19 protein-coding genes are annotated in these 22,035 nt (G+C 67.7%); 10 read left to right on the plus strand and 9 right to left on the minus strand.

Features of this window, described 5'->3' with window-relative positions; all coding sequences use genetic code 11:
- Positions 1 to 42: 42 nt before the first annotated feature.
- The 3 genes from KHC24_RS22055 to KHC24_RS22065 all read right to left on the minus strand — a co-directional run bounded on the left by KHC24_RS22055 (position 43) and on the right by KHC24_RS22065 (position 4,138).
- Positions 43 to 2,436: a TonB-dependent receptor gene (locus KHC24_RS22055; protein ID WP_213365846.1), complete on the minus strand. Its 2,394-nt coding sequence runs from the start codon at positions 2,434 to 2,436 to the stop codon at positions 43 to 45.
- 183 nt (positions 2,437 to 2,619) lie between these two features.
- Positions 2,620 to 3,594, minus strand: a complete 975-nt coding sequence (locus KHC24_RS22060; protein WP_213365848.1) for a FecR family protein — start codon at positions 3,592 to 3,594, stop codon at positions 2,620 to 2,622.
- Between the two features lie 58 nt (positions 3,595 to 3,652).
- A complete protein-coding gene (locus tag KHC24_RS22065) occupies positions 3,653 to 4,138 on the minus strand; it encodes an RNA polymerase sigma factor (protein ID WP_213365850.1) in 486 nt (161 codons plus the stop codon).
- 193 nt (positions 4,139 to 4,331) lie between these two features.
- Here KHC24_RS22065 and KHC24_RS22070 point away from each other — a divergent pair, with 193 nt between their 5' ends.
- Positions 4,332 to 5,084 carry a siderophore-interacting protein gene (locus KHC24_RS22070; RefSeq protein ID WP_213365852.1) on the plus strand — a complete coding sequence of 251 codons (753 nt, stop codon included), beginning with the start codon at positions 4,332 to 4,334 and terminating at the stop codon, positions 5,082 to 5,084.
- 29 nt (positions 5,085 to 5,113) lie between these two features.
- Here KHC24_RS22070 and fabI read toward each other — a convergent pair whose 3' ends face one another.
- Genes fabI through KHC24_RS22085 form a run of 3 tightly spaced genes read right to left on the minus strand, consistent with a single transcriptional unit; the run spans position 5,114 to position 9,162 of the window.
- Positions 5,114 to 5,899, minus strand: a complete 786-nt coding sequence (fabI, locus tag KHC24_RS22075; protein ID WP_213365855.1) for an enoyl-ACP reductase FabI — start codon at positions 5,897 to 5,899, stop codon at positions 5,114 to 5,116.
- A gap of 50 nt (positions 5,900 to 5,949) precedes the next feature.
- Entirely contained in the window at positions 5,950 to 6,918 is a 969-nt protein-coding gene (locus KHC24_RS22080; RefSeq protein ID WP_213365858.1) for a phosphate acetyltransferase, read from the minus strand.
- Positions 6,919 to 6,924: 6 nt separating this feature from the next.
- Positions 6,925 to 9,162 (minus strand): DUF3141 domain-containing protein, encoded by a 2,238-nt coding sequence (locus KHC24_RS22085; RefSeq protein ID WP_213365860.1) that lies wholly within the window; start codon positions 9,160 to 9,162, stop codon positions 6,925 to 6,927.
- Between the two features lie 573 nt (positions 9,163 to 9,735).
- Here KHC24_RS22085 and KHC24_RS22090 point away from each other — a divergent pair.
- The 9 genes from KHC24_RS22090 to pdxR all read left to right on the plus strand — a co-directional run bounded on the left by KHC24_RS22090 (position 9,736) and on the right by pdxR (position 19,069).
- Positions 9,736 to 10,221: a hypothetical protein gene (locus KHC24_RS22090; RefSeq protein WP_213365862.1), complete on the plus strand. Its 486-nt coding sequence runs from the start codon at positions 9,736 to 9,738 to the stop codon at positions 10,219 to 10,221.
- Positions 10,222 to 10,345: 124 nt separating this feature from the next.
- The gene (locus KHC24_RS22095; RefSeq protein ID WP_213365865.1) at positions 10,346 to 10,756 is read left to right on the plus strand and encodes a hypothetical protein; all 411 of its coding nucleotides are present in this window, start codon (positions 10,346 to 10,348) and stop codon (positions 10,754 to 10,756) included.
- Position 10,757: 1 nt separating this feature from the next.
- Positions 10,758 to 11,993, plus strand: coding sequence for an HlyD family secretion protein (locus tag KHC24_RS22100; protein WP_213365868.1), 1,236 nt, complete (start codon positions 10,758 to 10,760; stop codon positions 11,991 to 11,993).
- Between the two features lie 329 nt (positions 11,994 to 12,322).
- Positions 12,323 to 13,264 carry an aminotransferase class IV gene (locus KHC24_RS22105; protein WP_213365871.1) on the plus strand — a complete coding sequence of 314 codons (942 nt, stop codon included), beginning with the start codon at positions 12,323 to 12,325 and terminating at the stop codon, positions 13,262 to 13,264.
- Positions 13,265 to 13,388: 124 nt separating this feature from the next.
- Positions 13,389 to 14,609 (plus strand): ABC transporter substrate-binding protein, encoded by a 1,221-nt coding sequence (locus tag KHC24_RS22110; protein ID WP_213365874.1) that lies wholly within the window; start codon positions 13,389 to 13,391, stop codon positions 14,607 to 14,609.
- A gap of 66 nt (positions 14,610 to 14,675) precedes the next feature.
- On the plus strand, positions 14,676 to 15,752 hold the full coding sequence (locus KHC24_RS22115) for an ABC transporter ATP-binding protein (protein ID WP_213365877.1): 1,077 nt from the start codon (positions 14,676 to 14,678) through the stop codon (positions 15,750 to 15,752).
- Positions 15,749 to 16,624, plus strand: coding sequence for an ABC transporter permease (locus KHC24_RS22120; RefSeq protein ID WP_213365880.1), 876 nt, complete (start codon positions 15,749 to 15,751; stop codon positions 16,622 to 16,624). The genes KHC24_RS22115 and KHC24_RS22120 overlap by 4 nt, the downstream gene beginning before the upstream one ends.
- The gene (locus KHC24_RS22125; RefSeq protein WP_213365883.1) at positions 16,624 to 17,454 is read left to right on the plus strand and encodes an ABC transporter permease; all 831 of its coding nucleotides are present in this window, start codon (positions 16,624 to 16,626) and stop codon (positions 17,452 to 17,454) included. The genes KHC24_RS22120 and KHC24_RS22125 overlap by 1 nt, the downstream gene beginning before the upstream one ends.
- 85 nt (positions 17,455 to 17,539) lie before the next feature.
- Positions 17,540 to 19,069, plus strand: a complete 1,530-nt coding sequence (pdxR, locus tag KHC24_RS22130; RefSeq protein ID WP_213365886.1) for a MocR-like pyridoxine biosynthesis transcription factor PdxR — start codon at positions 17,540 to 17,542, stop codon at positions 19,067 to 19,069.
- 27 nt (positions 19,070 to 19,096) lie between these two features.
- Here the strand turns inward: pdxR and KHC24_RS22135 are convergent, their stop codons facing one another.
- The 3 genes from KHC24_RS22135 to KHC24_RS22145 all read right to left on the minus strand — a co-directional run bounded on the left by KHC24_RS22135 (position 19,097) and on the right by KHC24_RS22145 (position 22,019).
- The gene (locus KHC24_RS22135; protein ID WP_271180532.1) at positions 19,097 to 20,332 is read right to left on the minus strand and encodes a Zn-dependent hydrolase; all 1,236 of its coding nucleotides are present in this window, start codon (positions 20,330 to 20,332) and stop codon (positions 19,097 to 19,099) included.
- 65 nt (positions 20,333 to 20,397) lie between these two features.
- Positions 20,398 to 21,183, minus strand: coding sequence for an amino acid ABC transporter ATP-binding protein (locus KHC24_RS22140; protein WP_213365891.1), 786 nt, complete (start codon positions 21,181 to 21,183; stop codon positions 20,398 to 20,400).
- A complete protein-coding gene (locus tag KHC24_RS22145) occupies positions 21,180 to 22,019 on the minus strand; it encodes an amino acid ABC transporter permease (protein WP_213365998.1) in 840 nt (279 codons plus the stop codon). Before KHC24_RS22145 ends, KHC24_RS22140 begins: the two co-directional genes overlap by 4 nt.
- Positions 22,020 to 22,035: the final 16 nt, after the last annotated feature.

Below are 22,035 nucleotides of genomic sequence, written 5' to 3' on the forward strand. Positions count from 1 at the left end.
AGGCCGCGCCTCGTTATGCCGGCGTTCATCCGCGGCGGCGCCTCAGAACGTGAACACGGTCGAGATCGCCAGCGTGCGCGCCTCGCCGGAATAGAGCAGGTTGAAGCCGGGATAGGTGGTCCAATAGGCTTCGTTGAAGGCGTTGGTCAGGTTGGCCTGAACGATGATCGGCGTATGGCCCTCGCGCTCGATCTTGTAGCGGGCGCCGAAGTCGAAGGTGGTCCAACTGCCGATCTTCTGAGTGTTGGCGGCATCGACATAGGCGGAGCCCGTCGCGTTCATCCGGCCGAACAGGGTGAGGTTCTCGATGAAGCTCGGATCCCATTCGAGGCCGAGCGTCGCGGTGACCGGCGGCGCGCCGGCCGCGTCATTGCCGTTGAAGGCGCCGTTGGCGGTCTCGGTCATCTCGGCGTCGAGCAGCACGAAGCCGCCCAATATGCGCAGCCACGGCGCGATCTCGCCGGCGACATCGAACTCGATGCCGCGATACACCGTCTCGCCGTCGGAGGTGAAGGTGTTGGTGGCGGCGTTAGCGATGCCGGAGGCCTGGGTGGTGTGGAAGACACTCAGCGTGGTGAGCAGCGTGCCCCAGTCGACCTTGATGCCGGCCTCGTACTGCTTGGTGGTGAAGGGCGGCAGCACCTCGCCACCATTGGCGTAGGAAACCGGCACCACCTGGCCGGCGGTGAGGCCCTCGATATAGCTGGCATAGAGCGACACCCGCTCCCACGGCTTCACCAGCACCGCCACCATCGGGGTCAGCGCGTCGCTGCTATAGCTGCCGGTCTGCGCGCCGGTCGCGATGTTGAAATTGTCGACGTCGACATATTGCTGGCGCAGGCCAAGCGTCACCTGCAGCCGCTCGTCAAGCATGGAGAGCGTGTCGGAAATCGCGTAGCTGGAGAATGAGGTTTCGCTCTGCGGGCCCATCACCATGGTGGGGATGACCGGCTCCTGCGAGAAGGTCGGGTGGTAGATGTTGGAGTTGGTGGTCGGCAATGTGCCGGCCGCCGGCTGGGGCGCCGACCAGCGATCGGCAGAATAGGCGCTCGCCGACAGCGCCAGTTGATGCGCCACCGGCCCGGTGTCGAAGCTCGCCCGCACTCCAGTTTCGCCCGACTGGCGCTCGATGTCGATCAGATAGCGATAGGCCTTGGCAACGAAGTCACCATTGTACTGGAGGTTGGTGCCGGATTCGACAGCCTGGTCCCAGTCCGTGGTGTCGATGCCGGCCTTGGCATAAACCATGATGTTGTCGGTGATGTCGTATTCCGCCGACAGCATCCCATAGTTGTCGCGGAAGTCGCTGTAGTTCCACGGCGACACCCAGCCATCCTCCGGCGAGGGCGGACGCGGGATCTGTGCGCCGACGGCGGGGGTGACGGTGTTGTTCATCCGGTCGGTGTTGAGGATCTGCGTGCCGAGGTCGAGCGCGAGGCGCAGCTTCTCGCCCTTGTAGTCGATGCCCAGCGTCGCGTTCATAAGCTCCTGCGACTGGTCGCTGACCGGCGTGTCGCCGTCGCGATAGAGCAGGTTGCCGCGCACGCCCCATTCCTTGTCCTCGCCGAAGCGGCGGCCGATATCGAGATGGGCGCCGAACTGGGAGTCGGTGATGTAGGTGGTGGTCAGTTCGGTGAGCGGGTCGTCGCCGGCCCGCTTGGGCACCAGGTTGATGACGCCGCCGACGCCGCTCGGCGACAGGCCGTTGAGGAAGGCGCCCGGCCCCTTCAGCACCTCCACCCGCTCGATGCCGGCCAGCGTCGACTGGCTGTTCGGCGCCACCCCGAACAGGCCGCCAAACGCCACCGCGCCATTGCCGACCTGGATGCCGCGGATCAGGAAGTAGTTGGCGTTGCCGGTGTTGGTCGGCTCGACATTGCGGATCGCCGGGTCGTTCTTCACCACATCGGCGATCGATTGGGCGTTCTGGTCGTCGATCAGCTTCGAGGTGTAGTTCGCCACCGTGAACGGCGTGTCCATCACGTCGCGCACGCCGAGCACGCCGACCGTGCCGCCGGTGGCGATCTGCCCGCCGGCATAGGGCGCCGGCAGCGTGCCGGAGCCCTCGACCTGAATGGTATCGAGCGCGATGGCGCCGTCGGCGGCACTCCCCGGCGCACCGGCGGCGGTGGGGTCGAATATCTCCACCGTCGTCGGGTTGCTGAAGCGGTAGGCTAGGCCGCTATTGCCGAGCAGCATCGCCACCGCCTGGCCGGCGGTAAGTGAGCCGCGCACCGGATTGCCGAGGCGGGAGGCCGCCGGCGTCTCGCGGAACACCACGTCGATGCCGGTGACGCGCACGATGTCGTTCATCGCCGCGCGGATCGATTTGGCGGGAATGTCGAAGACATAGGCGGCCCGGACCGTCGCCTGCGCGCGTGCCGGCTCGATTCCGGTGATTCCGGCCGCGGCGACCATCAGGAAAGTGGTCGCCATCAGCCCTGCTCGCCGGCCCGCCTTGTTGTCTGCCGTCATTCCCCGTCCCCTTCATCCGCGTCATCGAAAGCCGGTCTGCCGGGGAGTCCGCTCTGCCCGGACTCGGCTGGCTTTCACTGACATGTCGCGCGGGGAACCGCGGCACCCTCAGCCGAAGGCGAAATTTTTCCGGCAGCGCCGCCGTCACGGACCGATAAGGGTCAGCCGGCCGATCCGGTGCAGGCCGAAGCCGACCGAGGCGCGCACCGCGGCGAGCGCGGCGTCGGTGTCGCGCAGCGCGATATTGCCGCTGACCCGCGTCTCGGCCAGTTGCGAGCCCAGGATCACGATCCGCCCGTCGCGGTAGCGGCCGATGCGCTCCAGCACGTCGCCAAGCCGGGCATTGGTGAAGATGAAGCGGCCCTGTCGCCACGCCCCCGCCTCCTCGAGGTCGACCGGGTGCGGCTCGCCGAGCCCGGCGGTGCCGTAGTCGACGCTCTCGCCCGGATGCAGCACCACCTGCTGCTCCCGGTCGGTCAGGTCGACCCGCAAGCTGCCGCTGTCGAGGGTGACGCTGACGTCGCTGTCCTCGCGCAGCCCAACCTCGAAGGCGGTGCCGAGCACCCGCGCCGCGCCATTGCGGGCGGTGACGACGAACGGGACCTCGGACGGCCGCACGGTGAAGAACACCGTGCCGCGCAGGAGGGTGACGTGGCGCGCGCCGGCATCCACCGCCACCGCCACGGCGCTGTCGGCGTCGAGCAGCAGCGTCGAGCCGTCGGAGAGCGAGACGCTGCGCATCTCGCCGCGCGGGGCGACATAATCGGCGCTGAAATCCTGCAGAAGGTGCGGCCGCTCCAGCCACAGCCAGCTGCCGGCGAGCAGGACGGCGAGCCCGAGCGCCACGCCGGAAGCGGCCCGGCGCACCCGGCGGCGGCGATCCTCGATCTTGGCGCGCAGCCCGGCCAGCCCGGCATCCTCGCGCACCGCCGGCATGTCGGCCAGCGCATCGAGATCGCTCCACATGGCGCGCAGCTTGTCATAGGCCCGCTGATGCACCGGGGAAGCCGCCAGCCATTGCCCGAAATGCTGCCGGTCCTCATCGGAAGGGCGGCCATTCATGCGGGTGAACCAGGCGACCGCCTGCTTTTCAACCACATCATCCTCGTCGCTGATCATCGGCGGTGGCGCTCCGGGGCGTGTCTTCTACGCCGGCGACGGCCAGTGGCCGTCCGCATCAGTCGATGCTGGCACGGCAGGCCAGAATCGCCCGGGCGATCTCCCGCTCGACCGTGCTGTAGGACGTGCCGAGCGCGGCGGCGATCTCGTCATAGGTGCAGTTGTGCACCCGATTCAACAGGAATACCTGCCGCGTACGCTCCGGCAGCGCGGAAATCGCCGCGTTCAGCCGGGCAAGGTCCTGGCGTCCGCCGACAATGCGGTCCGGCGTCGCGGTGGGAGCGGCATATTGCTCTTCGGTGATCCGGCCGAGCAGCAAGGCGTGGCGGCGCTCGGCACGGTAGCGGCTGATGGCGGCATAGCGGGTGGCGCCGGTGAGGTAGCTGCGCGAGCAGACCTGCGCGCCGCGCGCCCACAGCGCCATGAACACGTCCTGCACGACATCGGCGGCATGCGCGGCGCCCACCCTGCGGGCGGCCACGCGTTCGAGCCTCCGATGCTCGGAAGCATAGAGGTCCTCGATGTCGTCGAGACTCGTCGACATGTGCCCGAAACCCGCGCGTTGAGAAAACTCACCAGTCGACGCTTAACAATAAAAGCAAACATCTTCAACAAACACAGTTTAGAAGTATTATAATTAATTTGTTGCAGTATAGACTTGTCTATTTCTGCGTTCGATCCTAGCTCATCGCCGAATGAGACGGGGCATGCCATACCGCCCACCACCGGATCGATCGATGAGCCATCGGAAATTCCACGAGGTCTGCGTCGCCGGCAGACGCTATCTGACCCCCGGCATGGTGCGCCTCACCTTCACCGGCGAGCAGCTCGACGCCTTCCCCTCCACCGGCGTCGGCGACGAGTATCTCCGCCTGTTCTTTCCCGATCCCGCTTCCGGCGAGCTGGTGCTGCCGGAGATCGACGACGAGGGGCACTGGACCTTTCCCGCCGAGCGCGAGCGGGTGCGGTACTCGACCTATACCGTGCGCCGGTTCGACGCCGCGGCACGCGAGCTCGACATCGACTTCGTGGTGCACCAGGGCGGCATGGCGAGCGAATGGGCCTGCGCCGCACAGCCCGGAGACCGCATCGTCGTCAACAATCCCCGCGGCCTCTACGAACCGCCGGAGGATATGAACTGGCAGGTGCTGATGGCGGACGCCACCGGCCTGCCGGCGCTGTCGCGCCTGCTCGAGCAGACGCCGGCCCATGTCGCCAGCCAGGTTTTTGTCGAGGTGGCGGATCGGGCGCATGAACAGGCGCTGCCGACGCACCCGCGGGCGACGATCAACTGGGTGCACGGAACCGGCAATGGCGTGGCGGCAAGCGCGCTCGACCGCCAGTTCGCGCGCATCTCGCTCATGGACGGCACCGGCTATCTCTGGGCCGCCGGTGAACAGGCGGCGATACGCGCCGTCCGCCGCCAGGCGCGCAAGCTGCCGGCCTTCGCCGGCACACGCTGCAAGGCGGTCGCCTACTGGATCGCGTGAGCCGCCGGGCGGCGCTCAATCGATGACGCTTAATCGATGATGTGGTAGCCGCCGTCGATATACAGCACCTGCCCGGTGATCAGCCGGGCGGCATCATGGGCGAGAAAGGCGGTGGCGGCGCCGACATCGTCGATCGAGACCAGCTCGCGCGCCGGCGCCTTGCTCTTCGCCTTCGCCAGCAGCGCGTCGAATTCCGGGATGCCCGACGCCGCGCGGGTCGCCAGCGGGCCGGGCGAGATCGCGTGCACCCTGATGCCCTTGGGCCCGAGCTCGGCGGCCATGTAGCGCACCGCGCTTTCCAGCGCCGCCTTGGCGACGCCCATGATGTTGTAGTTCTTCACCACCCGCTCCGAGCCGTAATAGGTCATGGTGAACAGCGTGCCGCCGTCCTTCATCAGCGGCTCGGCGAGCTGCGCCATGCGCAGGAACGACCAGCAGGAAATCTCCATCGTGGTCAGGAAGCCATCGCGCGGCGCGTCGGTCACCCGGCCGGCCAGCGTATCGCGCGGCGAGAAGGCGATGGAGTGCACGACGAAATCGAGCTTGCCCCATGTCGCCGCGATGTTCTCGAACGCCGCCTCGACCTGGCCGGGCACCGCCATGTCCAACGGCAGGAAGATCGGCGCCTCCAGCTCGGTCGCCAGCGGCTCGACATGGGCGCGGGCCTTGTCGTTGAGATAGGTGATCGCCAGATCGGCGCCGAAGGCGCGGAACGCCCGCGCGCAGCCCCAGGCGATCGAGCGGTCATTGGCGATCCCGACGATCAGGCCCTTCTTGCCTTCGAGCAGCTTCGCCTGCACGGCGGGAATGGACATCGCGGCGCTTCCTTCAATGGCAGGCGAGGACGGGGGATAGAGTCCGCAAGCTATTCGGCGACGACGGGCGCGGCGCGGCGGCGGCGGCCGGCATAGAGCGCGGCGACGGCACAGGAGGCCAGCCGCGTGCGCACCGAATCCGCGCGGGAGGTGAGGATGATCGGCACGCGCGCGCCGAGCACGATGCCCGCCGCATCGGCATGCGACAGGAAGGTGAGGTTCTTCGCCAGCATGTTGCCGGCCTCGAGGTCCGGCACCACCAGGATCTGGCCGTGGCCGGCCACCGGCGAGACGATGCCCTTGATGGCCGCCGCCGCGGGGTCCACCGCATTGTCGAAGGCCAGCGGGCCATCCAGCAGCCCGCCGGTGATCTGCCCGCGCTCGGCCATCTTGCACAGCGCCGCCGCCTCGATGGTGGAGGGAATCTTGGTGGTCACAGTCTCCACCGCCGAGAGGATGGCGACCTTCGGCGTGCCGAGCCCGACCCCGCGCCACAGGTCGATGGCGTTCTGGATGATGTCGCGCTTGGCATCGAGGTCGGGAAAGATGTTGATCGCCGCATCGGTGATGAACAGCGTCTCGGCATGGCCGGGCACATCCATCACGAACACATGGCTGATGCGCCGCTCGGTGCGCAGCCCGGTGGCCGAGGCGGCCACTTCCCTCATCAGTTCGTCGGTGTGCAGGCTGCCCTTCATCAGCAGCTCGGCCCGGCCTTCGCGCACCAGCTCGACCGCCTTGGCCGCCGCCGCATGGCTGTGCGGGGCGTCGACGATCTCGATGCCGGCGAGGTCCAGCCCATGCTGCTGGGCGACGGCGCGGATTCTCGCCTCCGGCCCGACCAGGATCGGTACGATCAATCCGGCCTCGGCGGCCTCCAGCGCCCCGCGCAACGACGTCTCGTCGCAGGGATGCGCCACCGCGGTCGTCGCCGCCGTCTCGGCGCGGGCGGCGGCGATCAGCCGGTCATATTTGGAAGGTGCCGCCGGGTCGAGGGTCGGGGTCCGCGTATCCGCCATGCACTCTCACTCCCCGCGGCGCGCGGCGATGGTCAGCTTTCCGCGCGGCCTTTCCTCGACCGGCGCCTCATCCGCAGTTTCATCTTGTACCGGCACGGCATCGACGCCGAAAAGCCGCCGCACCTCGACGAGACGCTCGGCCGCCTCGCCTTGCAGCGCGCCGCTCGCCGCCAATATCTGCTCGATCAGCGCAAATGCTGCCGCCTTCGCCTCGCCGTCCTGCGTCCGCAGCAGCTCGGGCAGTGCCTGCACAGCGGCGGAACGGTCGATCAGCAGCATGAAGAACTGCTCGCGCACCAGCGCCTTGAACGTGCCGAGCGTCAGCCTGCCGGCGTTCTCGGCGCTGCGGCGCAGCCGCTTGATCGCCTGGAAGCTGCGCTCGTCGGCGCCGCCACGGGCGCTGCCGACATAAAGCAGGCCCCGTATTGCTGCTTCCAGCAGGCCGCCGCGGCCGAAGCCGGCGCGCAGTTCCTCGATCTTCCTGGCCAGCAGTTCGGCATGCAGCGGGCTCTTGGCCGCATTGTGCGGGCGCTGGCCGGATGTGGCATCGACGCCGACCGCCGCCTGCAGCACCGGCGAACCGTAGACGGTGCGAAATACCAGCTCGGCCTGGCGCTCCATCGCCTGGCGCCAGCCATCCAGGCTTTCGACGATCTGGCGGGAAACCTGTTCCTGCGCCTTGAGGAAGGGATTGTCTGCCGCCGCCGGCCGACGGTCCTCGCGCGCCTTTTCCGCCGCTGTGTCGAGCCAGGCCAGCATCGGGTTGCGCGAGCCGAACATTTCATAGGACAGCCGCAGCGGATGCAGCTTGCGCAGCGCTTCGGCGGCGGCCGGATTGGCCATTGCCCGCACCGCCGGCTGCACCAGCGCCCGGTAGAGCGACAGGTTGATCTCCGATACCCGCGCCGCCGCGGCGAAGCTCCGCTCGTCGGCGAGGTCGTTGCCGCCCAGCGCCCGGATGTCGTCGAGATCGCGCGCCTCGCAACGCATGATCCACTCGCCGGTGATCAGCGCCGGGTCGCTGTCCGTCCCGGTCTTCGGCGTGAAGGTCGCCTCGTAGAGACCGGGCGGCAGCACGTCGATGAAGTCGATATTGGAGGCGAACTCCTCATGCTCCTTCTTGGCGACGCTGCCGGAGACAAAGATGCCGAGATGGCCGACGGTGTCGTGCACCGCATAGACGATGGTCTGGCCGTAGGAGCGGATCTCGTCGACGCTGTCGTAAAGGTCGAGAATCCAGTCCAGCGCCTGCTGTGGCGGGGTGATGTTGTCGCCGCGCGAGCAGAACACCACGATCGGCGACCGGATGTTGCGCAGGTCGACCTGCAAGCCGTCGGAGGTGCGGATCTCGCCGCAGGCGAGCTTGTTGCCGACGAACAGCTCGTCGACGATGAACTGGATTTCCTCGCCGTTCAGCGTGACGTGGCCGCCCCACCATTTCTCGAAGCCGAGATAGCGCTCCGTCTCGGTGTCGACCTTGGAATACAGGTTGTACTGCTTGGTCCACAGCGTGTTGGCCGGGTTCTGGTTCTCGAAGTTCTGCACCAGCCAGGCGCCGTCGAAGATGCCGGCGCCGAGATCGCTGGTCAGCGCGGTGAGCCAGCTGCCGCCCAGCAGGCCGCCGGAATAGCGCATCGGGTTCACGCCCTTCACGCCGGCCCAGTAGGACAGCGGCGCGCCGGCGAGAATGAGCGGCCCAAACAGTTCCGGCCGTACCGCCGCCACCATCGCCACCGCCCAGCCCGCCTGACAGTTGCCGATCACGCAGGGCCGGCCCTCCGCCAGCGGGTGGCGCGCGGCGACGATTTCCAGGAACCGCGCCTCGGCGCGACCGATATCCTCGATAGTCTGGCCAGGGACCGGGGAGGGAAGGAAGCCGACGAAATAGCAGGGATGACCGGCGGCCATCGCCACGCCGATCTCGCTGTCGGCCTTGAAGCCGCCAATGCCCGGACCATGCCCGGCGCGCGGATCGACGATCACGAAAGGACGTTTGGCCGCATCGGTGGCGACGCCTTCCGGCGGCACGATCCGCGCCAGCAGATAGTTGACCGGCCGCGGCAGGCTGCGTCCGTCGCAGATGAGCTCGGCCTGGTAGTCCAGCACGTTCGGCGCCGGCTCGGCCATGTGCTGCTCATATTGCAGCCCGCGGCGGTGCATGGCGTCGAAAAACAGCGTCCACCGCTGGGCGGCATCGACCAGATAGGCCCCAGCGTCGGCAAAAACGTTCGGAGCACTGGACATGACACCCTCCGGAAAAATTCCCGCTATGGTAGCCCTGCTTTCAAGTATGCCCGATGACAGTGGCCGCTGGGTTGATCGGTGTCAAACGCAACGGCCATGCCAGAGTGTCGGCGCGGCTCAATGCATCTGGATACCCGCGACAGGCCCTTGCGGCAGCTGCGAGTATGGCGCAGACTTACGCAGGATTGTACCAGCGATCCGGGATCCCAGGATGGGATCGGGTATCGTCGGAAACGGTGTTCCTATGCGTCCAAACGGGAAGTTTGCCCAGGAACGGCGTTCGTATCTTGAACGGCATCGCCTCACTTGCGGGTCGCCGGGCCGCACATTCGTAACGGCTGGTAACGCATCCGAACCGGTCGCCGATTTATTTTTCGACAGATTTCATCCAATCCGGCCAGTCAAAACCTTCCACACTCCGCGCGCGCCCGAGAATTGCGGCGACGAACGGCCAGCAAGCATAGCCAACACGCAGACGGCAAGACGGCACGGATGCTGCGGAGGCGCGGCGCGCCGAGAGAGCCCGCCAGCGGCTTCCGGCTCTTTAACGACGCATCCGCATGGAGGGAGAACATGACCAACCCCACCGACCACGCCACGCTCGCCGACGAAACCTTCATGTCGGCGTCGGATCTGCGCACCTACATGGACAAGATCGCTATGGCCCATGCCAGCGAGGCGCTGGAGTCCATGGACCGCGCTACGCTGGCACGCGAGCAACTCGCCAAGACGCTGTCCGAGCCGATAGAGCTGACGCCGCAGAAGCTCGAGGAAATCATCAGCTCCCTGAAGGTGAAGCTGCGCGCCGCGGCCGAGCGCGGCGACACCGAGATCATGGTGATGCGCTTCCCGAACCTGCTCTGCTCCGACCATGGCCGCGCCATCAACAACACGCTGGAAGGCTGGCCCGATACGCTCACCGGGCGCCCGCGCCAGGCCTATGAACTCTGGCGCGACCGGCTGAAGCCCGCCGGCTACGGGCTGAAGGCGATGATCGTCGACTGGCCGAACGGCATGCCGGGCGATGTCGGCTTCTTCCTGAGCTGGAGCCCGAAATAGCCGGACGCCGCGTCGCGGCGAGCGGACGCCCATGTCGGGAAGCTGCCGGACCGGATAGGATCGGCGGCCGGCTGGCGCGGGCAGGTAGAGGGGCCCGGCAGCGGCCCTGCGAAAGGGCCTGATCATGATCGATGCGCATTCGTCCGCCCCCGACCATCTTCCGTTCTTCATCACCGCACCCGGCGGTACCGACGTGCTCATGATCATCGCCGCGGTCACGCTGCTCGCAGCGGTGCTGCTGGCCGGTATCGTCTTCCTCACCTTGCATTCGCTACCCGAGCGCCTGGCGCACAAGGGGCAGAAGATGCAATTCGAGCTCGTGGCGGTGTTGTGCCTGCTGGCACTGTTTACCCATATGCACCTGTTCTGGGTGGCGGCGTTGCTGCTCGCCTTCATCGACCTGCCGGATTTCCTGGCGCCACTGAACCGCATCGCTCGCGCCTCGGAGAAGCTCGCCGACCTGCCGCCGCCGCCCGAGCCCGATCGGATGGCCCCGCCGCATTCGGCCGCCCCCACCGCCACGACGGGAGCCTGACATGCTCGAACTGATGCTGTGTTCGATGCTTACCGTGCTGCCGGACTATCTCTACCGCCGCTTTGGCCAGGGCAAGCGGTTCGGCCACGAGATCACGCTGTATTCCGTCTGGTATGAGCTGCGCTGGGGCATCACCACCTGCCTGATGCTGACGGTGTCGCTGATCACCGTCATCTTCTACCACCACCCTTCCTCCACCAACGTCACGGCCTATTTCCGCACCGTCTCCATCCTGCCGGAAACCATCGGCAGGGTGGCGGAGGTCTATGTCGGTGTCAGCGACGATGTCACCAAGGGCCAGCCGATCCTGCGTCTCGACAGCAGCGCGCAGGAAACCGCGGTCGAAACCGCTCGCCGGCGCATCGACGAGATCGACGCCGCCAAGGTGGTGGCGGGCTCCGACATCGCCGCCGCCGAAGGCCAGATCGTCCAGGCCACGGAATCGCTGCAGCAGGCGCGCGACGAACTCGCGACCAAGCAGGAACTGGTCGCGCGCAATGCAGACGTGGTGACGCGGCGCGAGATCGAGCGGCTGCAGAACGTCGTCGACGGACGCGAAGGCGGCCTCGCAGCGGCGCTGGCGGCCAAGGAGGCCGCGCAGTCCCGCCTCACCGCGCTGCTACCGGCGCAGAAGGCGAGCGCCGAAGCTGAACTCGCCCAAGCCGAGGCCACGCTCGCCAAGACGGTGGTCCGCGCCGGGGTGGACGGGCGCGTCGAGCAGTTCACCCTGCGGGTGGGCGATCTCGTCAATCCGATGATCCGCTCCGCCGGCCTGCTCATTCCCGCCGACGCCGGCCGCGAGCGGCTGATCGCCGGCTTCGGCCAGATCGAGGCGCAGGTGATGAAGCCGGGCATGGTGGCGGAAGCCACCTGCATTTCGAAGCCATGGGTGATCATTCCGATGGTGGTCACCGGCGTGCAGGAATTCATCGCCGCCGGCCAGGTCCGCGTCGGCGAGCAACTGATCGACGCCCAGCAGGCGGTGCAGCCCGGCACGATCACCGTTATCCTCGAGCCGCTCTATGAAGGCGGCCTCGACGGCGTGCCGCCAGGATCGAGCTGCATCGCCAACGCCTATTCCAGCAATCATGACCGCCTGGCCGCCGGAGGCGTCGGCACGGTCCAATGGCTGTACCTACACATGGTAGACACGGTGGCGCTGGTGCACGCGCTGCTGCTGCGCCTCCAGGCGCTGATCCTGCCCATCCAGACCCTGGTCTTCAGCGGCGGGCACTGAGCCGCAACCGGGCGAGCCAGCGACTGGCTCGACCCGGCCGGCACGGTCGCGCGCTGGCGCGCAGCACCGGCTTGCGGCCGGCGGCCGACCATTCGTCGCCCGGCGAGTGGCGGCGCCTCATCCGGCGCCGAAAAACACCCGGTCGCCCCGGTCGCCAGCAACCCATCAGCGCCCGCCTGCACCGCAGCACCGCTTCGGCTGTGTGGCCGCATGCCTGCCTTTCAAATTGGCACTGTCATTTTCCAGGCAAACGGCACTTTTGGCACCTTCGCCTTTGGGCCACCCTCGCGTCGCAATGGAGCAACCGATCACTGCCTGGAGTGCATGCGATGACTGAGGCGAACCCCGACTTCTCGAAAGGCGCCGCCTATATAAACGGCCAGTACGTGCCGATTGCCGAGGCCAAGGTCCCGGTCGGCGACTGGGGCTTCACCCATTCCGACGTTACCTATGACGTGGTCCACGTCACCGATGGCGGCTTCTTCCGGCTGGAGGACCATCTCGACCGCTTCCACCGCTCGCTGGAAGGCTACCGCCTCGATCCGGGCGTCACCCGCGAGGAGATGCGCGCCATCCTCGGCAAGGTGGTGGCGCTGTCTGGCCTGAAGGACGCCTTCGTCGCCATGATCTCCACCCGCGGCGTGCCGCGCGTCTACGGCTCGCGCGACCCGGCCGATTGCGACAACACCTTCATCGCCTATGCGGTGCCGTGGGTCGACGTGATCAAGCCGGACGTGCAGGCGCGCGGCGCGCATCTGCTGGTGGCACAGGTGCCGCGCATCTCGCAGAACTCGCTCGACCCGACGCTCAAGAACTACATGTGGCGCGATTTCACCCGCGGCATGTTCGAGGCCAAGGACAAGGGCTTCGACACCGCCATCCTGCTCGACAGCGACGGCTACCTCACCGAAGGCGCCGGCTTTAACGTCTTCATCGTCAAGGACGACAAGGTGATCACGCCAGATCGCGGCGCTCTGCGCGGCATCACCCGCCTCGCCGTACTCGATCTGTGCCCCGAACTCGGGCTGGAACCGATCGTCGGCCCGATCACCTTCGAGGACTTGATGGAGGCGGACGAGGTGTTCACCACCACCACCGCCGGCGGCGTGATGCCCTGCGCCCGCGTCAATGACCGCATCTACGGCAATGACCGGCCCGGCCCGATCAGCGCGAAGATCAAGGACACCTATTGGCGCAAGCACAAGGAAGGCTGGCACATGACGCCGGTCAACTATGCCGACGCCGACAACCCGTTCAGCGTCGCCGCCTGAGCGCGGCGACGAACGGCATGCCGGACCCCGGGCCGATGCAGCCCGGGGCCGTCTCGGGGGACAGACGACAGGACGGGCGGTTCCGGCCGATGGCCAACGTCACAACGACAAAGGGGACAGGTAGATGAAACCGCACGGATTCAATCCGGCCGGCAACCGGCTTTCCGCGACGCAGGCCCCCCGCGGGCCGGGCGGCGGCGTCAACCGCCGCCAGATGCTCAAGACGCTGGCCGCCGGCACCGCCATGGCAGTCGCCGCGCCCTATATCCGCCCGGCTTCCGCCGCCGCATCGTCGCTGCGGGCGCTGATGTGGGAAGGCTATCTGCTGCCGGAGGTGATCGCCGCCTTCGAGGAGAAGCACAAGGTCACGTTCGCCCCGACCTTCTTCGACGGCAATTCCGAGGCCTACAACAAGCTGCGCGTCGGCGGCACCAAGGATTTCGACCTGGTGCAGGCCGACGGTTTCTGGCCGAGCCTGTATTTCCGCGAGAAGCTGATCCGCACCGTCGACTACGCCAAGATCCCCAGCACGCAGGAGCTGTTCCCGGTGTTCAAGCCGGACCAGTACAAGCTGCTCACCGACGACGCGACCGGAGTGCAGTTCGGCGTGCCCTTCTGCTGGGGCAGCTACGGCATCACCTACAACACCGCGCAGATGCCGGCGGAGAAGGCGGCCAGCATCGAGTGCCTGTTCGACCCGGCCTTTGGTGGCAAGCTATCCACCAGCGCCCGCTTCGAGGAGAACATCGCCCTCACCGGCATCCTGGTGGCCACCCGCATGGGCACCAAGGACAAGCCGCGCCCGGACGGCAAATCGTTCAATCCCTACGTGCTGACCGACGAGGAGCTCGACGGCGTCGAGAAGCTGCTGATCGAGCAGAAGAAGCTGCTGCTCACCCGCTACCAGGACAATGCGACGCTGGCGCAGCTGCTGGAGAGCGGCGCGGTGGTGGCGGCGCCGGAATTCGCGCAGGTCTATCGCCAGCTGCTGAACAAGCAGGCCAAGGGCGAGATCGACACCACCTTCGCTCACACGCTGGTGCCGAAGGAAGGCGGCCTCGGCTGGGTCGACACCTGGCTGGTGTCGTCGGGTGTGGCGGACGGGGCGAAGTTCGATGTCTGCCAGAGCTTCATCGACACCATGACATCCAAGGAGACGATGAAGAAGATCGCTATGGCCAGCGGCTGCTCGACCACCATCGACATCCGCAGCCTGTCGACGCCGGAGGAGCAGAAGCTCTACCTTATGGACCGCACCGGCGAGCTCGCGAGCATGTACATGTTCGACCAGCCCTCCTCGACCGAAAAATGGGAACGGGTCTGGTCGCGGATGCAGGCCGCCTGAGCCGGCCGGCGGCCGGTTCGACCGGCCGCTGGCGATCCATCGACCTGAATCCGGGAGCCTTCAACAGTGTACATTACCCTCGACGGGGTCTCGCGCCAGTACGGCAGCGTCTGGGCGATCGACCGCGTGACGATGGGAATCGCCAGGAACGAGTTCGTCTCGCTCCTCGGTCCCAGCGGTTCCGGCAAGACCACGCTTCTGCGCATCATCGCCGGGCTGGAACGCCCCAGCCAGGGCCGCGTGCTGATCGACGGCGTCGACGTCACCGAGCTGCCGCCGCACAAGCGCGGCGTCGCCATGGTGTTCCAGGAATTCCTGCTCTTCCCCCACCGCACGGTGTGGGAAAACCTCGCCTTCCCGCTGCGCATGCTCAAGCTGCCGGCGGCGGAGATCGAGGAGCGGGTGCGATGGGTGGTCGGCATCCTGTCGCTGGGCGGCCTGGAAAAGCGCTACCCCAACCAGCTCTCCGGTGGCCAGCAGCAGCGCGTCGCGCTCGGCCGCGGCCTGGTCGGCCGGCCCAAGGCGTTGCTCCTCGACGAGCCGCTGGCCAATCTCGACCGCGAATTGCGGCAGGAGATGGAGGTGGAGATCCGCCGGCACCAGACCGCGCTCGGCATCCCCTTCATCTATGTCACGCACAATCAGGAAGAGGCGCTCTCGATGAGCGACCGCATCGCGGTGGTGCGCCGGGGCCGCATCGAGGATTTCGCGGCCCGCACCGAGATCTACGACCGGCCGAAAACCGCCTTCATCGCCCAGTTCGTCGGCCGCTCCAATCGCTTCGAGGGCACGGCGGATGCCGGCGGGAACCGCCTCGCCACACGCTGCGGCGCCCGCCTCGCGCTGCCCGCCCCCGGCCTTACCCCCGGCAGCCCTGCGCTCGCCTTCATCAAGAACGAGAAACTGCGGCTGGACGCGGCCGGCACCGGCGCGGCAAGCGGGCCCAACCGCATCGCCTGCACGGTGAAGGACGTGATCCTGCGCGGCGCCTATGCCGACTACATCCTCGCCTTCGGCGAGCGTGAGCTCAATGCCAGCCGCCCGCGCTCCGAGCGCAGCTTCCTCGCCGGCGAGCCGGTGCTGGCCAGCTTCGCGCCGGGCGACATCGACGTGTTCGACGAAAAGGGGGAGCAGGCGGCATGACCCGGCGCAACTTCGCCTCACGCGCCGCCGGCCCGCTGCTGCTCGGCGTGCCGACGCTGTTCCTGCTGGCGCTGTTCGTGGTGCCGCTCGCCTCGATGGTGGTGCTGAGCTTCTGGCGTACCGAGAACTACCACATCGTCCAGGACTGGAACGTCGGCAACTATGTCACCCTCGCCACCGGCGGGGCGTATGTCACCTTCCTCATCCGCTCGCTGGTGATGGCGACCGTGGTTTCGGTCGTCTCGGTGGCGGTCGCCTGGCCGGTGAGCTACGCCATCATCCTGTATGGCGGGCGCTACCGGCTTTTGTTCACCCTCGCCTTTGCCGTGCCCTTCCTCACCGGCGAGGTGCTGCGCGTCATCGCGCTGCAGGGCCTGCTCGGGCCGCTCGGGCTGATCAACGGCGTGCTGATGGCGCTCGGCGCCGCGCCGCTGCGCTTCATCATGTACACCAACGTCGCCAGCGCCATCGGCCTCGTCTATCTCTACCTGCCGATCGTGGTGACGGTGATCTACCTGTCGCTGCTCAATTTCGACGCCCGGCTGATCGACGCCGCCAAGATCTTCGGCGCCAGCCCGCTGCGCGCCTTCTTCGAGGTGACCTGGCCGCTCAACCTGTTCGGCACGCTGATCGGCTTCGCGCTGTGCTTCATCCCCTGCCTGTCGGCGACGCTGGCGCCGCGCTTCCTCGGCGGGCCGAACGGCACGCTCTACGGCATGGCGATGGCGCAGCAATTCGGCGAATCCGGCACCTGGGCGCTCGGCGCGGCGATGGGGGTGGTGCTGTTCCTCACCTCGATCCTCGCCGTGCTCGCCATCGGCATGCGGGTCAATCTGCGCCGCACCGGCTTCACCGGCTTCGGGAGGGGCTGATGCGCGGCAGACTGGCGAAAGCCACCACCCGATACGCCCTGCTGGCAACGCTGGCGCTGTCCTATCTCTTCCTCTATCTGCCGATCCTGCATATCGGCCTCGCCGCTTTCTCCAAAAATGCCAACTTCCCCTATCCGCCGCGCTGGACGCTCGACACTTTCGGCCGGCTGTTCGGCAACTCGCTGTACCAGGGCGCCTTCCTCAACAGCCTGGTGCTCGGCATCGGCGCCGGGGCGCTCTCGACCCTCTTGGCGGCAGCGGCGACGCTCGGGCTGATGCGCCATGCCGGCCGGCGCACCGGGCTGTTCCTCACCTTGTTCGTCGCGCCCTTGTTCGTCGCCGAGGTGCTGGTCGGCATCGCCTCGCTGATCTTCAACGGGCTGTTCCTCGAACTGCAGGGCAATCTCGTCTCGGCGATCCTCGCCAATGCGGTGCACTGCTTCAGCTATGCGCTGCTGATCATGGCGACGCAGCTCTATCGCTATGACTGGCGGCTCGACGATGCGGCGATGGTGTTCGGCGCCTCGCCGCTGCGCACCTTCTTCGAGGTGACGCTGCCGCTGATCTGGCCGGGCCTGCTCGGCGCCTTCATCGTCACCTTCATCATGGCCTTCAACAATCTGGAGATTTCGTTCTACCTGCTCGGCGCGACGCCGACCCTGCCCTCGGTCGCCTGGGGCGCGCTGCGCTACGGCGTCAAGCCGGAGCTCTATGCGCTGGCCACCGCGGTCAACCTCGTCGTGGTCCTCGGGCTCGGCATCATGTTCGTGCTGATGCTCACCGGCAAGGCCGCCTTCGGCCACCGGCCCGAGCGGGAGCGCGCGGTCTGAAGCCGGGGGCGGCAGGACGGGCGGCCACAGGACTGGCACGGCGATTGCGTCGCCCCGCGTGAACGGTGATCGCGGAGTTGCGGACGTGTTGCTCGATGCGCTGGCCCTGAACCTGGAACGCCGGCCGGACGCCCCGCTTTACCGGCAGATCTATCACGGCCTCGCCGCCGAGATCACCGGCGGGGCGATCAAGCCCGGCCAGCGCCTGCCCTCGACCCGCGATCTCGCCCAGGCGCTCGGCGTGTCGCGCAACACCATCATGCTCGCCTTCGAGCAGCTGGCGGCCGAGGGCTATCTGGAGGGCCTGTCCGGCTCCGGCACCTATGTCTCGCGCCAGCCGCCGGCCGAAATCGTCGAGCCCTCGCCGCCGCGCATCAACCCGGCGATCCGGGCCGCCGGCAGCCTCGATCGCAGCGCCGAGTTCGGCGCTGGGCTCGCGGCAGAGATCGGCGTCTCCCTCGCCCATGCGCCGGAAACCCTGCGCCACATGCGCCGCCCGGTGCCGTTCCGCTCCAATTTTCCGGCACTCGACGCGTTTCCGGTGCAGCTCTGGGCAAAGCTCGCCGCCGATCTCTACCGCAAGCTCGACGCCAGCACCGCCAACCATTTGATGGGCGAGGGCGACCCGCAGGGCTATCTGCCGCTGCGCGCGGCGATCGCCGAGCACGTGTTTCTCGGCCGCGGTATCGATTGCACGGCGGAAAACGTCATCATCTTCGCCGGGGCGCAGCAAGCGGTCGATCTCGCCTGCCGGCTGCTGCTGATGCCGGGCGACAAGGTGGTGTGCGAGGATCCCGGCTATGACGGCATCTACGCCTCCGCCATCGCCACAGGCGGGGTGCCGGTGCCGGTGCCGGTCGATGTCGACGGGCTCGATATCGACGCGGCGCTGGCCCGCGCGCCGGATGCGCGCATGACCTATGTCTCGCCCTCCAAGCAGTTCCCGCTCGGCATGGCCCTGTCGCTCGAACGCCGGCATCGGCTGGTCGAATGGGCGGTGCGCTCGGATGGCTGGATCATCGAGGACGATTACGACAGCGAGTTCCGCTATGCCGGCCGGCCGCTGCCCTCGCTCTACGGCATGGATCGCGCCGGACGGGTGATCTATCTCGGCACCTTCAGCAAGACGCTGTTCCCGGCATTGCGGCTCGGCTTCGCCATCGTGCCGGCGACGCTGGTGGAGGCTTTCGTCTCCGCCCGCACCGTGGTCGGCCGCTATTCGCCGATCCTCGAGCAGGTGCTGGTCGCCCGTTTCATGAAGGAGGGCCACTTCGCCAGCCATGTCCGCAAGATGCGCAAGCTCTACGCCCAGCGGCAGGACTATCTGCTGGAGGCGGTGGCGTCCCGGCTCGGCGCCTATATGACCGCCCGACCGACCGATACCGGCATGGAGATCGTCGCCGAGCTGGCTCCGGGCATGAGCGCCCTGGCGCTCGCCAAGGCGGCGGCGCGCGAGGGGCTGGAGATCATGCCGCTGTCGCTGCTCTCCCGCAGCCCCGAGGTGAATGTCGACGACCACATCACTCTCGGCTTCAGCCCGTTCACCGCGCGGCAGATCGACGACGGGGTCGAGCGGCTGCGCGGCGTGCTCGCCGGCCTGACGGCGCGGGAATAGACCCGCAGCGGCGGCCGGCGGCGCGGTCTATTCCGGTTCCGCCCGGTCGGCCCGCGCCAGCACCGCGTTGAGCAGCGTCTGCGCGCCCGCCGCGCAATCGGCCGGCGTGGCGCTCTCGGCCGGATTGTGGCTGAGGCCGTCCTTGCACGGCACGAAGATCATCGAGGTTGGCACCACGCGGGCGGCATAGACCGAATCGTGCCCGGCCCCCGAGACGATCTCCCGCGCGGAATAACCCGCCGCCGCGGCGCCGGCCGCCACCGCCGCCACGCAGCCGGCGTCGAACACCACCGGCGGGCTGTCCCATGTCCGGGTCAGCCGCACCGGCGTGCCCGCCAGTTCCGGCCGCGCCAGCTCCGCCTCCACCGCCCGCTCCATCGCCTCGAGGGCGGCGGTCTCGGGGTGGCGCAGGTCGAGGGTGAGGCGCACCTCGCCCGGCACCACGTTGCGCGAGGCGTGGACGACGCCGATCTCGCCGACGGTGGCGACGCCGTCATGGGCGAGCGCGATACGGCGGAAGGCGAGGATGAGCTCGGCGGCGGTGGCGAGCGCGTCGCGGCGCAGCTTCATCGGAGTGGTGCCGGCATGGGCGGCGACGCCTTCCACCACCAGGTCGTACCAGCGCATGCCCTGCACGCCGGTGACGATGCCGATGGTCGTCTCCTCGTGCTCAAGCACCGGGCCCTGCTCGATATGCAGCTCGAACATCTCGCCGAACTTCACCGAGCCGACCGGCGCCGCGCCGGCATAGCCGATGCCTTCCAGCGCCGCGCCGAAGCGGACGCCCTGCGCATCCGGCCGCGCCAGCACGTCCTCGACGGTAAACGCACCGGCATAGGCGCCGGAGCAGATCATCGCCGGCGAGAAGCGCGAGCCCTCCTCATTGGTCCAGTTCACCAGCATCAGCGGCCGGCGGGTGACATAGCCGGCGGCGTCCAGCGTGCGCAGCACTTCGAGCCCGGCCAGCACCCCAAGCACGCCGTCGAACTTGCCGCCGGTCGGCTGGGTGTCGAGATGGCTGCCCATGGCGATGGGAAGCGCGTCGGGATCGGTCCCCGGCCGGGTGGCGAACATGTTGCCGAGCGCGTCCACGGTGAGGGTGCAGCCGAGCGCCTCGCATTGCGCGCGCAGCCAGTCGCGCACCTGCCGGTCCTCCTCGGTGAGGGTGAGGCGGCGGATGCCGCCATCCGGCGTGCCGCCGAAGCGGGCGGTTTCCATCAGGCTCGACCACAGGCGGTCGGCATCGATCGTCAGGTTCGACACGGCAGGGCTCCCTGGCAGGCTCGGGCGGGCGGCTCCGAATCCCCGGAGCATAGCGGTTGGCGGCGTCAGCCGCGCGGGAAGGCGGTCTTGAGGAAGTTGCGGGTGCGCGCTTCCTTGGGATCGCTCATCAGCGCGTCGGCGGTGCCGGTCTCGACCACCCGCCCCTGGTCCATGAACACCACCCGGTCGCCGACGTCGCGGGCGAAGCCGAGCTCATGGGTGACGACGATCATGGTCATGCCGCTGGCGGCGAGGTCGCGCATCACCGCCAGCACCTCGCCGACCAGTTCGGGATCGAGCGCCGAGGTCGGCTCGTCGAACAGCATCAGCTTCGGCTGCATGGCGAGCGCGCGGGCGATGGCGATGCGCTGCTGCTGGCCGCCCGACAGCTCGGAGGGATAGGCCCCCGCCTTGTGGGCGAGGCCGACGCGGTCGAGCAGCAGCATGGCGGCGTCGTGCACCTCGTCGCGCCGGCGCTTCAGCACCTGCACCGGGCCCTCGGTAACGTTCTCCAGCGCCGTCATGTGCGGAAACAGGTTGAAGCGCTGGAACACCATGCCGGTCTTGCGACGCTGGCGGGCGATCTCCTTGTCGCTCAAGGGGTGCAGCGCCTCGCCGACCCGGCGATAGCCGAGCAGTTCGCCGTCCAGCCACAATCCGCCGCTGTCGAAGCTCTCCAGCTGGTTGATGCAGCGTAGGAAGGTGGTCTTGCCCGAGCCGGAGGGGCCGATGATGCACACCACCTCGCCCGGCATGACGTCCATGGTGACATCGGCCAGCGCCTGGTGGCCGCCGAATTTCTTGCCCACCTTCACCGCCGAGACGATGGGCGTGAGGCTCACATCGATCATCGTGCGCCTCCGGTGCCGAAGCCGCGCCCGAAGCGGCGCTCCAGCGCCCGCTGGCCGAGGGTGAGCACCGTCACCACCACCAGGAACCAGAAGGTCGGCACCATCAGAAGTTCGATCACCTTGGCATTCGAGTAATAGATATCCTGGGCGCTGCGCACGATGTCGCCGAAGCCGATGATCGAGGCCAGCGCGGTCATCTTGACCAGGCCGATGAACTCGTTGCCGAGCGGCGGCACCACGATGCGCATCGCCTGCGGCAGGATGATGCGCCTGAGCGCCGTGCCATTGGTCATGCCCATCGCCTTGGCGGCTTCATATTGCCCGCGGTCGACGCCGAGCATGCCGGAGCGGATGATCTCCGACACATAGGCCCCCTCATTGAGCCCGAGGCTCAATATGGTCGCCACCGCCGGGGTGATGATCACCACGGTCTTGAACTCGATCAGGCCGGGAATGCCGATGATGGGGAACACCAGCGCCAGGTTGAACCAGATCAGCAATTGCAGGATCACCGGCGCGCCGCGGAAGAACCAGGCGTAGAAGATCGCCGCGCCCTTCAGCACCGGATTGGCGGAGGCATGCGCCACCGCGCAGGCGAGCCCGATAGCGATGCCCACCGCCATGCAGACGAAGGACATCCACACGGTGTTGAACAGCCCCCACAATATGGTCGGCCAGAACAGGAACTCCCACGTCGTCGCCCAGTCGATCTTGCCGTGGGCGAAGGCGCGGACCAGCAGAAAGGCGAGGAAGAGGATCGCGACGATGGCCGCGATCCGTCCGTAATGCGGGCGCCTGACATGGCGGAGGCGCGCTATGTCAAGCTCCTCCGCCATGGTCGGCCCCCCGCGC

This window comes from Ancylobacter defluvii (genome assembly GCF_018390605.1).
Lineage (GTDB): Bacteria > Pseudomonadota > Alphaproteobacteria > Rhizobiales > Xanthobacteraceae > Ancylobacter > Ancylobacter defluvii.

What these genes read in the sequence shown, in the direction of transcription:
- KHC24_RS22055 (WP_213365846.1), bottom strand. Translation starts at nt 2,436, where the DNA reads ATGGCGACCACTTTCCTGATGGTCGCCGCGGCCGGAATCACCGGAATC.
- KHC24_RS22060 (WP_213365848.1), bottom strand. Translation starts at nt 3,594, where the DNA reads ATGATCAGCGACGAGGATGATGTGGTTGAAAAGCAGGCGGTCGCCTGG.
- KHC24_RS22065 (WP_213365850.1), bottom strand. Translation starts at nt 4,138, where the DNA reads ATGTCGACGAGTCTCGACGACATCGAGGACCTCTATGCTTCCGAGCAT.
- KHC24_RS22070 (WP_213365852.1), top strand. Translation starts at nt 4,332, where the DNA reads ATGAGCCATCGGAAATTCCACGAGGTCTGCGTCGCCGGCAGACGCTAT.
- fabI (WP_213365855.1), bottom strand. Translation starts at nt 5,899, where the DNA reads ATGTCCATTCCCGCCGTGCAGGCGAAGCTGCTCGAAGGCAAGAAGGGC.
- KHC24_RS22080 (WP_213365858.1), bottom strand. Translation starts at nt 6,918, where the DNA reads ATGGCGGATACGCGGACCCCGACCCTCGACCCGGCGGCACCTTCCAAA.
- KHC24_RS22085 (WP_213365860.1), bottom strand. Translation starts at nt 9,162, where the DNA reads ATGTCCAGTGCTCCGAACGTTTTTGCCGACGCTGGGGCCTATCTGGTC.
- KHC24_RS22090 (WP_213365862.1), top strand. Translation starts at nt 9,736, where the DNA reads ATGACCAACCCCACCGACCACGCCACGCTCGCCGACGAAACCTTCATG.
- KHC24_RS22095 (WP_213365865.1), top strand. Translation starts at nt 10,346, where the DNA reads ATGATCGATGCGCATTCGTCCGCCCCCGACCATCTTCCGTTCTTCATC.
- KHC24_RS22100 (WP_213365868.1), top strand. Translation starts at nt 10,758, where the DNA reads ATGCTCGAACTGATGCTGTGTTCGATGCTTACCGTGCTGCCGGACTAT.
- KHC24_RS22105 (WP_213365871.1), top strand. Translation starts at nt 12,323, where the DNA reads ATGACTGAGGCGAACCCCGACTTCTCGAAAGGCGCCGCCTATATAAAC.
- KHC24_RS22110 (WP_213365874.1), top strand. Translation starts at nt 13,389, where the DNA reads ATGAAACCGCACGGATTCAATCCGGCCGGCAACCGGCTTTCCGCGACG.
- KHC24_RS22120 (WP_213365880.1), top strand. Translation starts at nt 15,749, where the DNA reads ATGACCCGGCGCAACTTCGCCTCACGCGCCGCCGGCCCGCTGCTGCTC.
- KHC24_RS22125 (WP_213365883.1), top strand. Translation starts at nt 16,624, where the DNA reads ATGCGCGGCAGACTGGCGAAAGCCACCACCCGATACGCCCTGCTGGCA.
- KHC24_RS22140 (WP_213365891.1), bottom strand. Translation starts at nt 21,183, where the DNA reads ATGATCGATGTGAGCCTCACGCCCATCGTCTCGGCGGTGAAGGTGGGC.
- KHC24_RS22145 (WP_213365998.1), bottom strand. Translation starts at nt 22,019, where the DNA reads ATGGCGGAGGAGCTTGACATAGCGCGCCTCCGCCATGTCAGGCGCCCG.